The organism is Paenibacillus sp. J22R56, assembly GCF_056269375.1.
Genome location: NZ_JBWDNV010000005.1, coordinates 237,833 through 253,401 on the forward strand (window position 1 = coordinate 237,833; position 15,569 = coordinate 253,401).

The following is a 15,569-nucleotide window of genomic DNA, read 5'->3' on the forward strand; positions in this document are numbered from 1 at the left end:
TACTCCTTCCTCTAATCTCCTCAACGGAAAGCGCTTACTTAATTGTAGCACCCATGATTTATATTGAAAAACTAATATTCCAACCTATATTTATGGAATTTCAACTTTCCCCAAGTGTTTGAAAATTTTAGAGAAGTGTGCTATTTTAATACAAAAGTTTCTGATTGGCTTCACTATAGCAAAATTTCACAATATAAGACCTCACTTTAGTAAATCGTTTAAATTTCTTAGCCTCCTTGTGATATTTCACATACAATTATCTTGAAATTAGTGCCAACAACTACTTATTATATAAATGAAGGCGTCATCATTATGGATCAAAGTGAGGGATATCTTATGTCCGAGCTAATCATGCACTTTGTAACTCCGCCTATTCCTTATTTTATAGACAGTGGGAAACATACTTTCATGCCGGGGGAACGACATGTATGTCGATATTCTATTAATGTATTCGATATCATTATAGTCACCAAGGGAAAGCTATTCATTGGTGAGAATAAGAATGAGTGGATCATACATAAAGATGAAGCGATTATTTTAAGACCCGATGCGTATCACTATGGCACTGCTTCCTGTGAAGAGGAGACAGAAATTACCTGGATTCATTTTCAAACGTTTGGTGCCTGGGATGAAATGAAAGGTATAAATGAATGCCTGGAAAACCAAATGACGTTATTTGAAAAACATAAACAGAAAGCCTATCTCCATCACTGTGAATTAAGCTCTATCTTTATTCCAAAAAAATTAAAGCTGTCCAGCAAATCAATGAATGATCTCAATGAATTTTATTCCTTAGATAAGGATCCACGTTCACTCCGTAATTGGCGAAAACAAACGGCTTTCCAGAACTTTATGCAAAATATTAATTTTGATTCAGGAATAGCAACAAATTCAACGGCCATCCATCTTGCCGAAAAAATCGAATTGTTTATTCGTCAGAATTATACCTCCAAGATCACTAACCCCGTACTAAAGGCCGAATTTAATTACCATCCTAACTATTTAGCCAAATGCATGTTAAAAGTGTATGGTTTAACTCCCATTGATTATTTGCTGCAATATCGGATAGAGCAAGCAAAAAAGCTGCTCATTCAAACGGACTGGTCTATTGCTCGTATTGCTGATGAAGTCGGTTTTAGCAATCCTGCCTATTTCTCTTCCGTCTTCACCAATAAACAAGGAACTGCACCAGCAAATTTCCGAAAAAAAGAATTTCGGAAGCCTGAAATTTCTTAGAATAAACAAAAAAAAAACGGAAGCTGGCAATTACCTCCAGTCTCCGTTTTTTTTGTTTCTAGAATAATGCTGTTAAATTTTAATCTCTGTACTTATAAATTGGCCATCAATAAATAATATACGCTTAACTATTTCTCCTGCTTTTGAAACGAATGTGAGTCCTTTTTCCAACATCACATATCTAGTGGGATATGCGGCATAACTAGTAATCTCCCAGCCCTGCTCTACCTGTTCAATAAAACCATTCACACAACTTATTTCACCATCGCCATTTGTATAGAGGTATGTTGTCGAACCAAACCCAAGCATGTAAGCAACAAGCTCTTCCCCCATATCCCAGTCGTCGCCTTCAATATTAGAAAAAAGACTGCTGAATAACGGGTCACTCGATTTTTTGAAAATAGATTGCCCAAAGCGGTTTCTGGAGAGCTCGGGCATATTTAAATTAGGAGCTGCAATGCTATACGTAGAAGCTGCCTCACCAGGCTTTAGTTTACGAATTGTCGAATAAACATTCCAATCATAACAATTAAACACCGCCATTGTTGCTCGATAACCAGCTTCCAGTAATCTCGTGTCTCCAAGTGCTTCATAAGAAGACCTGGCAGCACCTGCTACTAACCCACCCCATAACGAATGTGTCATAAAAGATAAAGCTTCCCACCAACGATCCGGAGCATTAGCTCTATAGTCATTACTAAATCCAATATTCGCAATAATCAATGGGGCATACAATTCAGCTTCATCCGTTAACTTAGCTAAACATAGCGCTTCACATGTTGGTCCAAACCCAGCATTATCATAGAAATGTTCTGTGACAGCTCCTTGATAACCTTTTGAACCTTGTTTTAATCCTTCTACAAATTGCAACCACAACTTGTGTAGTTTATCATGCCAATAGAATAACTCATTTTTTTTCAGATCCTCCATCAAGTCAGCAATATAAAGAATAAATACACCAACCAGTTGTGATTCTTCTTTTTCACGTTTATTACGATGACAATCTGGATCCAGCCTCATACACATGACTTGAGCAGCCCAAGTTAAATACGTTTCTGGTTTTGCATGAGACAATAATGACTGTTCAAATCTAGACAATAAATAATACACGTGGCCAATATAATCGAAATCATAAATGCGGTAGAAGGAATCCGATCCGTAAAGTGGTCTGGGAAGCATAAAATCTCCATCCTCAAACCAATGATGTTTTAAATCTAGGAAGGCGGAAGCTTCTACTTTATTAACTTGTGTCGGCACAGGGAGAGACAAAAGATTTTTCATCAAAATAAACGATAATTTACCAAGGGATTCCCCTTGGTTTGATAATGGCATAAAGGCATACGGACGAGTTGATTCTTGAGTAGGATTAAAACTATGGTTACATAACCAATCTGCTCTTTTCTCCAGTAAGTTATGAATAGGTTCAAGTACATTTCCAACCAATACATCACATTTCCCATTAGCGAGTGTAGCTTCTAACTTAATCTCTCCCGCTGACTTTAGTGGTATAGCAACACGTAAACGTTTAGATTTTTCTTTAGAAACAAGCTTAAATTCATTTGTAATGTCGGTTTCCTTAAGGGTACCTGCTTCGTCCACTACACTTACAATTTTCACCGTAATTAAAGTTTCCTCCTCCGGCAAATTCACTTCAGCAAAAAACTTTCCATCTGTAGTCGTTACGTGCGAATAAGTCCAATGTGGATGTCCATACTTCTGTGCTTTTTTATAAAATTCCTCTTGGTCTTTAAATGGTGTAAATACAAATGACCACTTTCTTTCTTCTGAAGGTTCAAGTGTAATGAATGAGTAATCCCCCCCATAGATCCAATCATTATCTGCAGACTGCTCCATAGAGCTTCCATCCTCAACAAACGACAATCGGTGATAGAGCATTCCATCCAATGACGGTGATACCTGTTCTAAAAAACGGTTGACATAACTGCAATACGTCCCAAAAGCGGTAACACGATCGCCTGTGCTATAGATCGCAAGATGCGGAGCTTCATTGCTTCTACGCATAGCTGCAAACTTGGAGAAATCCCCGCCTAAATGTGGGAACACTGCACAAGAATGCTTCATATTTCTCAAGACATCTTCATCTCGGAACATGATATAGGCAAGAGAAAACCAGCTATGAAATCCATTCACTCTTACAGAATCTTGGGCTCTATTTGAACAACGAATGTTCCATAACAATTCTCCATTATTATTTAGCAGATATTCATATTCAACTTTAAATTTATCATGCGAGAAAGTAACAATTGCCGATTTATCATCGATAAAATGAATATGTGGTTGTAAGTTAACGCTTTCAATTCCTTCATCGTCAACGATAGCACTCCACTGCCCGAAACGCTTATCCTGACCTACGTAGCCAGCATCCTTTACATATTGTGCATCAATTACCCAGTTCATCTTTTCTGGATCATCTGTCAGAAATATAGATTCTACTGTACCTTGTGGAGATATCTGTATTTCAAAAGTATCATTACGAAGCAGCTTCAAGTTCTCACTCCCAATGTCATAATCTAAACGTTTAAATATTAATTTAATAGTAGCATACCACAATAAGTCCCAGCAAGCATTTTATACCAATAACCAAATACATTGATAAACGTACACTTTTACCTCCATTTCTCTATAGATCTAGTAGACATATACTGAGAATTTCGAATCTAATCTGTTCTTAATTTAAGTTAATCGATTTACCTTTTTTTGCAATAAAAAAGAGACCGCTTTGTTAGAATGATACAGTCTCTTACCGGAATATTATTTTATAGCTACTCACCTAGGCCTAGGCCCAGCCACGGATTCCCGCTCAATTAGTTTACATAGAGGAGTTTCCTCCGTCTTGTCATCTTTTCCGTTAATTCTATTATAGAGAGCCTTCATTGCTAATATCCCCATATCATGTAATGGTAAATCCATTGTCGTAATTCTGGGACTTAAATAAGCACTGAACTCTCGGTTATCAAATCCTATTATGGAGAGATCCCTTGGAACAATAATTCCTTGTTCAGATGCAGCTCGCACAGCACCAGCAGCCATCAAATCGTTCATAATAAGAATAGCGGTAGGCGGGTCCTGTAACTTAAAAAGCTCACCTGCCAGATGATAACCCGAATCTAAACCCCAGTCGCCTACTTTAATAAACTGTGGATCAAAAGGTAACTGGAATTCTGTCAATGCTTTATAATAACCGTTAAATCGCAGTCTAGAAGGTATCGAATCCATTAAACCACTTATGATCGCAATACGTGAATGACCCTTATCAACTAGATATTTAATTGCATCATAGGAAGCCTGCTCATCATTATATTGGATAGAACACTCATTCTGTGCATAACAATAGGTATATACAATGGGCTTTTCATACGTATTGATCAAACCCGTTAAGTCCCGTGGATGTACACCAATATAAATGATTCCCTCTACTTGTTTGGATAAGAGGGTTGATACTGCATCTTGCGCAAGCTTTTGATAATGCTCGGTGTTCGCATAATCATAACCCACCTTTTTCTGTAAACGGAGATTGGTTAATAAAATATGCATGTCGTTCTTCTCTGCATATTCATTTATTCCATCAATAATTTCAGGTACATTAAAAACCGTTACGTCTTCCGCAATAACTCCAATGGTATTTGTTCTTTTACTCTTTAGACTTTTTGCAATATCGTTCGGCCTGTAATTAAGCTCTTCGATTACTTTTAAGACCCGCTCTTTCGTCTTAGGCCTTACATTACGGGTGCCATTCAATACATAGGAAACTGTTGCCGTGGATACATTTGCCCGCAATGCAATCTCTTTAATCCCGATTTTTTCCATGATCTTCACCCTTTGTTTAAACGTTTCACATTCTATTGTTATATCATTTACAAAGCCTACATTCAAGCCATTCCCTTCATAGTAGTAACTGCAGATAGGATCATGTTCTCCAAATTCCGAATCTCCATTTCAGAATCTGATAAACCAATTAGGCAGCAAGAGGATAACGCCTCTCCTTTTTGCAAATAAAAGGCCTCTCCGTCCGTTATTTTCTGTGACATCCGGTTCGGCCGGGTCCTGCATGGTTCTATGGCAAACATAAAGCTATCGTCGATCTGTTTAGCTATAAGTGATCTAGGGAAATCGAATAGCGGCCTAATGACATATCCTGCATGAGTATTGTCCGAATTTACAATCATTTCACCGGTTAGTCCTCTACTTAAATTCATCTTACTTAAATAAGGGATAACTTTATCGAATTCATATAAACCATCTACCGGCCTTGGGACATATTGATAACATCTCATCGGGTATACCTCCTTGTTTGAAGGAATTTGAAATGGATCTTCCTCAAGCGGCGCCGAATCTCTTATTAATAGTTCATGCTGACTAGCTGGCAGAACATATCTGCCTCCTTGATGCATATAAGAACCCGACAGTTGTATATGATATCCATCATCTAAAACCTGGGTATAGCGGCTTTTATTAATTACCGTTTCTTCCCGTAAAATTAACGAGCTCCCCCAAAGCGTACTCATTTGAATTATTTTCTCAAATAACAGCTCTCCGTGTCGGTTAAGAACGGGGACTTTTCCTTCAATCCTTACGGATTGATTATCCCATGTAATTTGAATGCTTTCAGGCACAGTAATCGAGTACGATCCCGAGCCGTGCAAAGTAAAACCTTCCCCCGGAGTGCCGAATAATTCCGGACCAATTGCAGCTGCCGCTCCGTAAAAGCCCTTCATCCAGCCTGTTCCATTTGATTCATTAAGATCCACGTTGGATGGATGCAATAGATATTCCTCGCTTCTATCCCAGCTCATCTTTTGTACCCCTAAGTATAGCTCTCCAACGTCTAGCCCTCTTTCAGGGAGTACCGTGAAATGCATTTTGCCATTCGATATGTCAATGACGGTAAGTGATGACCCATTCTTGTCTTTCATCATGCGTGTACGAATATAACCACTATGAGGTAAGTTAATGATCTGATTATTTTTTTCTGCTAATAACCATTTATTGATCATCATTTCATAAACTCTCCTTTTAAAAGTTAAACGTTTAGATAATTATATGATGAGAGGACAGGTTAATGCAATGGCAGAAAAGACAGAAATGAGAAAAGCCCGTTAGTCATATCGACTAGCGGACTTTTCCTATTAACAGAGGCCATGATTGTACATCTACTCTATCGATCAACTACGGGAATAAACAAGCTGATTGCTCCATGATAAGTTACCTCTAGCCTATGCATTGCTCTAGAACAAGCGATATACAGCAAGCTTCTATCCAATTCTGACTTATAGTTAGCTGCATCCACGAATGGTACGATTACCTGGTCGAATTCCAAGCCTTTTGCCATATGAGCTGAGGTGAGAATAACCCCTTCGTGAAATTTCTCACTGCTGAACGTTAGTAGATGAATGGACTTATCCTGATTGAGCTCTTCATAGAGCATTTCCGCTTGATTCTGTGTCTTGCAGATGATTCCTAATGTGCGGTTGCCTGATTCCTTAAATGCCAGCAATAATTGTTTGATCCGCATCATCTCTTCGCCTCGATCCGAAGCTTGTATGATCTGTGGCTGCTCCCCATGCCGTTCAATCGGAATAATCTTACTGCTTGGGTTCAATCGCCGAATGAATTCAATAATCTCGAACGTAGATCGGTAACTCCTCAATAGCTCAACCGTGTCGGCTTCGGGGAAGACCTTCTTAATATCAGCAATCGATGAGGAAGAGTACGGATTAACGGATTGGGAATGGTCGCCTAGAATCGTTTTTTTACATTTGAACAATAGAGATAACACTGCGTACTGAACGGCCGTGTAATCCTGCATTTCGTCGACCAATAAGTGCTTAACCGCTTCGTACCCCTTTGGTCCTTCCAGTCGGATCTTTAAATACACCATAGGAAACACATCGGAGTATTCGAGTTTTTTCTTTCCAATAAATTTAAATAACTCTGGTCTTCCGATGTAGTGATAAAAATCCATATAGTTGGCCAGAAGACTTTGTGTCTTTATCATCTTTTTTATAGCCGTCTTTATCTTATTCATGGTTGATCTGTCCACTTTCATGCCATTCCTATTTCTAGTTCTCTCCGAAATGACGGTGGCCGTCTTTTCTACTCTAAGCTTCAAAGGCAACGCACAGGCTGCCTGATATACCTCTGATATTTGTGCTTTCTCAACGTGCACTCCATCAAGGTTAATATCAGCTGGACTAAAGTAGCTTTCGCCAACATCACGCACAAAGTCATCCATCTGTTTTACAAATTCGATATTGGCCTTATACCTAATCCGCTCAATTAATGAATCGTCTGTCGAAGTTGCAAGCTCCGATACCTGCTCATCAAAGGACTGGTAGTTGCCTGAAAGCTCACTTGCAGCAATAACGTCAAATCCGATTTCGGCTATTTTTTCTTCACCAAGTTCAGGCAGGACATTCGAGATATAATCGGAGAACACTTTGTTTGGGGAGACAATCAGCATATTATCCGATGTAAGAGTTCCCTTGTACCGGTACAGTAAAAAAGCTATACGATGCAAAGCAACGGAAGTTTTGCCGGAACCCGCCACGCCTTGAATAATGAGTTCATGGGAATATTCATTCCGAATAATTTCATTTTGTTCCTTTTGGATCGTAGCGACGATGTTCTTCATCTTCTCATCAGAGGTTTTGCTAAGCTCCCTTTGCAGCACCTCGTCGTTAATATTGATAGTGCTCTCAATCATATATTCCATAACGCCTTGTCTGATCCGATACTGTCTCTTCAAATCGATGTTGCCTTCAACTTCCCCATCAGGAGCCATGTACAAAGCCCTTCCAACATTGTAATCATAAAACAAACTCGCTACCGGAGACCGCCAGTCGTAGATTTCGTTATCCTGCCCCGTTTCATCGCTGAAAGAATGGATGCCTATATAATAAGCATGACCCTCCATTCGATCGTCAGGAGAGAAATCTACTCTTCCGAAGTAAGGAACTTGCGCCAGCTTTTGAAGCCTGCTTCGTTTGACAACGGCACTCTCCCCTTTATCGATGGATAGGCTGATCTCGACGATGTTCGCTGCCCTCTCTGCCGGATCAAGCTGATCCCTGTTCGCATATACATATTTTTTTGATTCAATAATTGCTTTGCGTGCACCATCAATTTGAGTATCCAAGTCATTAAGTGCTTTGTTAAGCCTCGACAGCGCTAGCTCCAGATAAATTCGTTCTTCTGCTTCCGTATGATTGATCACTTTCCAATCCCCCTCTTCTGCTTGAAGTCATTTAAAAGTATAGAGGGAAACTAAAAAAAGTATAGACTTATAGTTTCAGATAGTTTATTATGTAATTATCGTGGGTCCAAAAATACCCTTGCAAATTTACATTAATATCCAGTTCTAATTCCACTTGGAATAGAAGCTGGATTTTTTTATGTCTAATTATTAGACAAAAGGGAGAGCGAAATCCGCTCTCCCCTTACACAATTATAATCAGCCCTCGTCCGGCGCGACCTTCACAAGCATTTTCCCCACATTTGTACCTTTGAACATCTCCATGAATGCTTCTGGAATCCGGTCGAAGCCTTCAATGATAGTCTCCTCGTATTTCAGCTTGCCTTCCGACAACCATTGTCCAAGCTGTTTGGCGCCTTCTTCTAGACGATCAGTATAATCGCTAAGTACAAAGCCTTTAATCATGGAACGAGTCTTGATCAACTTCGTCAATATACTTGGCCGTAGATCCGCACCTTCCTCCATGTTATAAGCCGAGATGGCTCCACAGAGTGGAATTCTTGCATAGTCATTCAGCAGGCTCATGACCGCATCCGTTACATCACCGCCAACATTATCGAAATACACATCAACGCCATTAGGACATGCCTCGGTAATCGCAACTTTTAAGTCACCAGCTGTCTTGTAATTAACAGCTTCATCAAAGCCGAACTTATCAGTCAGCAGCTTAACTTTCTCATCAGATCCAGCAATACCAACAACCCGAGCTCCTTGAATTTTGGCAATTTGCCCAACGATAGATCCAACTGCTCCTGCTGCACCGGAGACGACAACCGTCTCACCAGCTTTAGGCTTGCCAATATCCATCAGTCCGAAATAGGCGGTTAAACCAGTCATACCAATGACGCTTAAATACGCGGAAAGCGGCGCCAAATTCTCATCAATCCGGCGAACAGCCGCTGCATCAACCACGTTATACAGCTTCCAGCCTAAATACCCCATAACTTTATCGCCTGGTTTATAAGCGTCCGAACGAGATTCCGTAACTTCCCCTACGATGCCGCCAACTATCGCTTCACCAAGCTGATAAGGCGGGATATACGACTTGGAATCATTCATTCTCCCCCGCATATAAGGATCGACGGAGAAATATAAGGAACGAACCACAATCTGCCCCTCTGCAGGTGCTTCTACTTGTACTTCCTTGAATTCAAACGTTTCATCTGTTGGCCATCCTTGCGGACGGGAACGTAAAGTAATGATTTTGTTCATCAACTGTATCCACTCATTTCTTTGTTTTCTGTGATAGTAATCGACTCCGATTTTCACTTATCCTCTAATCAAAGAAAGCGACTTGAATTAGCTCCTTCGCCTTCTTCAGCTTGCGGTCATCTAATTGCTGAAGCAGCATCCACATGTCACTCATTACTGTTGCCTCTTTCGATGATTCCTCAAGCTGCTCTGTCTCATCAGCAGGATCTTCAACCCAAGAAACTTCCGATGTATCTTTCATACATTGCACAAGAAATTTCAACTGCTCTTCATTATACTTCCCGAGAAATTTCCGTACATTGCGCTCGATGTGAGAATGCAGCTGCTTATGGACTTCATATATGCTTTGGCCAAGCGGGGTAAGCGAAAACCATACCTCTTTCTTGTTATCCGGCAAATATTCACTGCGCATTACCTCTTGTTCAACAAGCCTGCGTGTAATTTTTGATATGCTTCCCTTAGGTATGCCAAAATGCTTCGAGATCGCAATTCCGTTTACCGGCTGCATCTCACCAACTGCCTCTATCACATGTAACATGATAACGGTAGCCTCTTTCAAAATTTCAATAACTTTGGCATCGCTCGTTTGGGCCATCATCCAGCGTTTTTCATCGTCCTCGCCTTCAGACTGAAACTTTTTCTGTATGACGCCTATCTGAATAAACATTTCATTCAGCAGGATTTCTTTCTCTGTATGAGCAGCAGCAGCTCCTGCGGTTTCGGAGGAATAGGTCATAGGAAGCTCTCCTTTTCAATCATCTGCTTGTAGTATACCAATGAACATAGTCCAAATAAATATTATAGAAACATTATTGACTACTTCGAAACAAAATATCTGCTCTAGAATGAAAAAACCGCAAGGCCAACAGCCCCTGCGGTTCGTACAACACCTCATTACGACAATCTCTTCTCATTCTGCATCACTGCCGCAAGCAGAGCGAGCGTAAGCCCTTGCCCCCAGCCTTGCGCCCATTTTCTATTGATGCTCAGATAACCGTCGATGTCCTTCATCACAGCTGTTCCACCAGACACATTCAAGACTCGTCCGCTGCCCGTAATATTATTTAATACTCCATCTAGCGCCTTCTGCACGTACTTGCCATGCAGTGGATTGTTCTGCATCACCATAGCGGCAGCAATACCTGCGGTAGCCGATACCTCACCATAAGCTTCTGGGTAATCAAGAACTGTCCCCCAGAGTCCATCCTCTTTCTGCAGCTTCTTAATCGCAGCAAGCTGGTCTCGCAAAGAACTCCAAATATGCATCATCGGTGGATACAGATAACCTTCTGGTACTCCCCTTGCCGCTTGCGACATCGTATAAGCAGCCCAAGCATTCGCTCGTGCCCAGTACATGCCGGACATATGATCCTTATGAATATGGGTATAGCCGTGGTACCACAAACCGGTATCCTCATCCTGTAAGTAATTAATATGCCAGTAAAATTGATGCAGAGCGTCTTCAATAAGATGTTTCTTATTCAGCATCACTCCTACACGAAGCATGAAATACGCGGCCATAAACAAGGTATCTGCCCAGCACTGCTCAGGAAAATCATTTTTGGCAGAAACCGTATGCTGCAGCACCCGGTCTCCGAATCGAAGGGCTTTATTTTCAAGATAGTCTATCTTGCTCATAATAATATCCAGATACTTCTGGTCCTGCGTCTGTTCATATAAGGTAATCAGCATATGCCCCATGGCACAGGTATTAACTGTCCAGCCAGGTAAGCCCGCTTCGATATATTCATCGACCCATGCAGCCATTCGCTCCAGATAAGCCGTTTCCCCTGTTATTTCGAATGCCCGGCTTACACCGTAAAAGGCTACTCCACCCGGCCAATCCCACGTCAAATCCATCCCAAATGTATAATCTACCACTTGTCCGGTGATCTGCTTCAAATCAATTGCTGTCGCGTCAATTTTCATCGTATCCAATCCTCCATTATCCAAAGCCTAGAGCCCCCGCCGAAAGCAGGGGCTCTGACAGCTGATCGTTAGAAATTACTTGAATTGGCCCGCGTCAATCGCTTTTTGTTTTTCATCCAGGATCTCTTGGTAGCCAGCATCCAGATACGTTTTCTTCGCATCTTCATACACTTTATCGAACTGATCTTCAGGAGCAAGAACAACCTTCACATACAACTCTTGGAAGAGGGAGTTCAAATCGGCTTTGTACTCATTTACTTTCTCGAGAACAACGCTGAACAACGCATCTGGTGTACGGAATTCTGCGTATTTGTCATAGTTAGTTAACACTTCTTCAGCCAGATTCTCGTAGCCAGGAGGCGACCAGTTCTGCAGGTAGGCTTTACGCGTTACCGCCGGATCTGCATATTGAGCAGCTTCAATGACAAGAGCCCAGTAGTCTTTGTTATTGTTTTGCGATAGAACGGATTCCCCTTTGAAGTCTGCATTCTTAACAGCAAGGCCGGATCCATCAAGTGTATAGTTCTGGCCTTCTACACCGTTTTGCATGAAGAACAAATTCTCCGGCTGGCTCATCCATTCGAGGTACATCCATACAGCAGCACGTTCCTCAACAGTAGATTCGTAGTTGATACCCATGATAAAGCCAAATGGCCAGTAAGCGCGTCCTTGTGCTTTTTTGCCATCCGGAACTCCGGCCGTTCCTGGGAGAACAGCAAACTGTGCATCCGGATTGTTTTTTAGTGTAGCTGTAAGAACATCCGTATTGCTAGCAAGGTAGAAGCCGTATGTGCCTGTTTTACCTGCTACGAATTCTGCTTTAATCTTGCCGTCATCATTACGCAGATAGAATTCCTTGTCTACCAAGCCTGCATTGTACTGATGGTTAAGGTTACGAAGGTAGCCCTCTGTATCTTTGGTCGTCAAATCTGCTACACCAAGATCGGAGTAGAGAGCGCGGTATTTCGGATCAACCGGCCAATCACGGAATGCATAGTTGTATGTGTAGTTGTTTTGCAGAAGGGATCCGCCGCTTACACCAAGTCCAGCAGCTTTCCATTTCTCGAGCATTTCATTATATTTCTCCAGGGAGGTCAGATCCTCCACTTTCATGCCAACCTTTTCAACCCAGTCTTTACGAATCAGGGTTACGAAGTTATCCACTGCTGGACGGGCTGCGAAGAAGAATACATTTTTGCCGTCTACCGCACCGTACTGTTTAATTGTTTCACTCATGTTGTTCCAGTACGTAGGAGCGTAGTTCGCGATTTCATCATAGTCCAGCTCTTGCATAACATCTTCACCATAGTAGGCAAGTGCCTGAGGCATATCATAATGGAAAATAATATCCGGAGCTTTGTGTGATGCCAGAAGCTGCTCGTAGTCCGTTACTTCACTGCTTCTTGTAATCGGTACGAATTTAACATCAATGTTGTTTTTGTCACCAAATTCCTTCTGAATATAACGAGTATAATAGTTGTCGGTTACGTTCCAGCCTTCGAATGCGCGTTCATAGACTGGGATTTGAAGAGTAACTTTTTCAGAGAAGCCTTTGGAGTAATCCGGATACTTGCCTTCAGCCGTGTCGCTTGGTGCATTACTAGCTGTATTACTTGCCGATGGAGAAGGTTCAGTGGAGCTATTTGCAGAATTCCCATTGTTGTTATTCGTGCAGCCCGCCATTAGACCAACTACAACAAATAACGAGATTAATGTGGATGCAAAGCCTTTTTTGCTCATTGCTTGTTCCCCCAATTCATTATTTTCAATGCGAGGTTATTCCTTAACGGCTCCAAGCATAACGCCCTGGACAAAATACTTCTGGATAAACGGATACACACAGATAATCGGAAGTGTTGCAAATACAACGCATGAGGCTTTCAGCACTTCGGGATTACTAAGCGATACTTGTGTCGATTCCAGCTGGAAGCTTTCGCTCGCCTGAATGACCAGGTAATACAGTTTGAGCTGCAGAGGTCTCAGATCCACATTCTGCTTGATATAGAACAATGCATCCTGATACGTGTTCCAGCGTCCAACCGCATAAAAGAGAGATAAGGTTGCAATGATTGGTTTAGACAGCGGGATCACGATACTGATGAGAATCCGAAAATGCCCCGCACCATCAATCCGTGCCGACTCTTCGAGACTATCCGGTATACTGCTGGTAAGCGCCGTCTTCATAATAAGCAGGTTAAATGCGCTAAACGCAGGCGGCAAAATAATGGACCAGATCGTATCCAGCAGGCCTAAGTTGTTAATCAGCATATATTCGGGAATGATGCCCCCGCTGAAGTACAGAGTGAACATAAAAATAAAGGTCAATAACGTACGTCCCTTGAGCTGCTTGCGTGATAAAGGATAAGCTGCACAAATAGTGAGGATCATCCCCAGCACGGTAAACAACACCGTAACGAGGACCGACACGTACAAGGAGCGAAGAATACTGTGATCTGCGAAAATTTTCTCGTAGGCACCAAGGGTGAACCCTTCCGGCCAGATGAATACTTTATTCGCAATAACAAAAGCGTCTTCACTTAATGACTTTGATACCACATGCAGGAACGGTAATAAGCAGGCCAGCGAGGCGATGATCAGAGAGAGGTGGATCAGCACATCCCAAATGTCAAAACGCCTTTTGCGATGAACAGCAAGTGTGCTGCCAGATGTTTTCATGATTCACCTTCTTTCTAAAAAGAATTGCCACATGCTTTTTGTGGAAATTCTTACTTCGTAAGCTTAGAACTATAGCAATCCGTCTTCGCCAAGCTTCTTCGCGATTCGGTCGGCAGCGAGTACTAGTACAAGCCCGATGACCGCCTGAAATAACCCAAGGGCCGTTGCCCGGCTGAAGTTCCCGCTCTCGATCCCCCACCGGTAGACCAATACAGGAATCGTTACCGTGTACTCTGTTGTAGCCTTGTTTTGCAGAGCAAATACCCGTTCGAACGAGCCTTCCATAACCTTGCCTAGGTTCATAATAAGCAACGTTACAATGGTCACCCGAATTGATGGCAAAGTAACATTCCATACCTTCCGCCATCGCCCAGCACCGTCAACGATTGCTGCTTCGTACATTTCCGGGTTAATGCTGCTGATTGAAGCAAGGTAGATGATGGTTCCCCATCCCATACTCTGCCAGACACCAATAGCCAGATAACTGATCAGCCAGTTGGAGTCATCCTGCAGGAACGGAATCCGGTCGCCGCCCATCATAGCAATGAGATTATTGATCGCGCCGTTACTCTCGCTGAGCAGTTGATAAGCAATTGCACCGATAATAATCCAAGACAGAAAATGCGGCAGGTACAGTAAGGTCTGGTTAATACGCTTGAATCTTACACCTCTAACCTCATTAAGCAGCAGTGCTAGCACAATTGGCATTGTAAAGCTGAATAACAGGTCAAGACTGTTAAGCAGAATCGTATTGCGGACGGCACGGCCAAAGTCATGCTTGGCGAATATTTCTCTAAATATTTCAAAGCCCGCCCACTCGCTGCCCCAGAACCCTTTTGCAATCTTATAGTTTTTAAATGCAAGGATGAGCCCGGACATCGGTGCGTATTTGAAGACCAGTACAAATGACAACGGGATTAATAGAAGTAAATAAAGCTGCCAGTCCCGCCTGAGATAATGCATCATTCCGCGTTTATTTAATTGAATACTTTTTAGAGCGGTTTCACTCTGGTGTGAAGCGCTTTCAATTTTCACATTCTCACCCCCTCAGCGACTAACTTCCCCCCGTCGATTGTTCGCACCATACATTGTCGAGGCTGTCATCATCATACCCTCGCCTCTTTCAAGTGGTAAATCTTGAGTATTGATTCTCCCCGTCATTTTTGATTGTAAACGCTTCATTTTTGCCGATATAGTGCGGATAATGATCAATTCTGATAGGTATGAGCAAAAATAAAAGCTG

The 15,569-nt window shown here is 41.9% G+C and carries 11 protein-coding genes; 1 reads left to right on the plus strand and 10 read right to left on the minus strand.

Translation table 11 applies throughout. The features are described from left to right. Positions 1-312: 312 nt before the first annotated feature. Positions 313-1,236 (plus strand): AraC family transcriptional regulator, encoded by a 924-nt coding sequence (locus AC0YNT_RS14015; RefSeq protein ID WP_475805153.1) that lies wholly within the window; start codon positions 313-315, stop codon positions 1,234-1,236. Positions 1,237-1,308: 72 nt separating this feature from the next. On the opposite strand, the gene AC0YNT_RS14020 is transcribed toward AC0YNT_RS14015, so the two are convergent. The 10 genes from AC0YNT_RS14020 to AC0YNT_RS14065 all read right to left on the minus strand — a co-directional run bounded on the left by AC0YNT_RS14020 (position 1,309) and on the right by AC0YNT_RS14065 (position 15,361). Continuing rightward, positions 1,309-3,744: a hypothetical protein gene (locus tag AC0YNT_RS14020; protein ID WP_475805154.1), complete on the minus strand. Its 2,436-nt coding sequence runs from the start codon at positions 3,742-3,744 to the stop codon at positions 1,309-1,311. Positions 3,745-4,023: 279 nt separating this feature from the next. Beyond that, on the minus strand, positions 4,024-5,064 hold the full coding sequence (locus AC0YNT_RS14025) for a LacI family DNA-binding transcriptional regulator (RefSeq protein WP_475805155.1): 1,041 nt from the start codon (positions 5,062-5,064) through the stop codon (positions 4,024-4,026). A gap of 62 nt (positions 5,065-5,126) precedes the next feature. Then, positions 5,127-6,254, minus strand: a complete 1,128-nt coding sequence (locus AC0YNT_RS14030; protein ID WP_475805156.1) for a DUF4432 family protein — start codon at positions 6,252-6,254, stop codon at positions 5,127-5,129. A gap of 158 nt (positions 6,255-6,412) precedes the next feature. After that, positions 6,413-8,470 carry a HelD family protein gene (locus AC0YNT_RS14035; RefSeq protein ID WP_475805157.1) on the minus strand — a complete coding sequence of 686 codons (2,058 nt, stop codon included), beginning with the start codon at positions 8,468-8,470 and terminating at the stop codon, positions 6,413-6,415. Positions 8,471-8,707: 237 nt separating this feature from the next. Continuing rightward, complete coding sequence (locus AC0YNT_RS14040) at positions 8,708-9,721, minus strand: NADP-dependent oxidoreductase (protein ID WP_475805158.1); 1,014 nt, start codon at positions 9,719-9,721, stop codon at positions 8,708-8,710. A 64-nt stretch (positions 9,722-9,785) separates the two neighbouring features. Beyond that, positions 9,786-10,457, minus strand: a complete 672-nt coding sequence (locus tag AC0YNT_RS14045) for a MarR family transcriptional regulator (protein WP_475805159.1) — start codon at positions 10,455-10,457, stop codon at positions 9,786-9,788. A gap of 158 nt (positions 10,458-10,615) precedes the next feature. Next, positions 10,616-11,650 carry a glycoside hydrolase family 88/105 protein gene (locus AC0YNT_RS14050; protein ID WP_475805160.1) on the minus strand — a complete coding sequence of 345 codons (1,035 nt, stop codon included), beginning with the start codon at positions 11,648-11,650 and terminating at the stop codon, positions 10,616-10,618. A 75-nt stretch (positions 11,651-11,725) separates the two neighbouring features. Then, positions 11,726-13,390, minus strand: coding sequence for a type 2 periplasmic-binding domain-containing protein (locus AC0YNT_RS14055; RefSeq protein WP_475805161.1), 1,665 nt, complete (start codon positions 13,388-13,390; stop codon positions 11,726-11,728). A gap of 36 nt (positions 13,391-13,426) precedes the next feature. Next, positions 13,427-14,326 (minus strand): carbohydrate ABC transporter permease, encoded by a 900-nt coding sequence (locus AC0YNT_RS14060; RefSeq protein WP_475805162.1) that lies wholly within the window; start codon positions 14,324-14,326, stop codon positions 13,427-13,429. A gap of 69 nt (positions 14,327-14,395) precedes the next feature. After that, positions 14,396-15,361, minus strand: a complete 966-nt coding sequence (locus AC0YNT_RS14065; protein ID WP_441889366.1) for an ABC transporter permease — start codon at positions 15,359-15,361, stop codon at positions 14,396-14,398. Positions 15,362-15,569: the final 208 nt, after the last annotated feature.

Coding starts and splice junctions, on each gene's coding strand:
- AC0YNT_RS14015 (WP_475805153.1), top strand. CDS start 313: ATGGATCAAAGTGAGGGATATCTTATGTCCGAGCTAATCATGCACTTT.
- AC0YNT_RS14040 (WP_475805158.1), bottom strand. CDS start 9,721: ATGAACAAAATCATTACTTTACGTTCCCGTCCGCAAGGATGGCCAACA.
- AC0YNT_RS14050 (WP_475805160.1), bottom strand. CDS start 11,650: ATGAAAATTGACGCGACAGCAATTGATTTGAAGCAGATCACCGGACAA.
- AC0YNT_RS14025 (WP_475805155.1), bottom strand. CDS start 5,064: ATGGAAAAAATCGGGATTAAAGAGATTGCATTGCGGGCAAATGTATCC.
- AC0YNT_RS14045 (WP_475805159.1), bottom strand. CDS start 10,457: ATGACCTATTCCTCCGAAACCGCAGGAGCTGCTGCTGCTCATACAGAG.
- AC0YNT_RS14060 (WP_475805162.1), bottom strand. CDS start 14,326: ATGAAAACATCTGGCAGCACACTTGCTGTTCATCGCAAAAGGCGTTTT.
- AC0YNT_RS14030 (WP_475805156.1), bottom strand. CDS start 6,254: ATGATGATCAATAAATGGTTATTAGCAGAAAAAAATAATCAGATCATT.
- AC0YNT_RS14055 (WP_475805161.1), bottom strand. CDS start 13,390: ATGAGCAAAAAAGGCTTTGCATCCACATTAATCTCGTTATTTGTTGTA.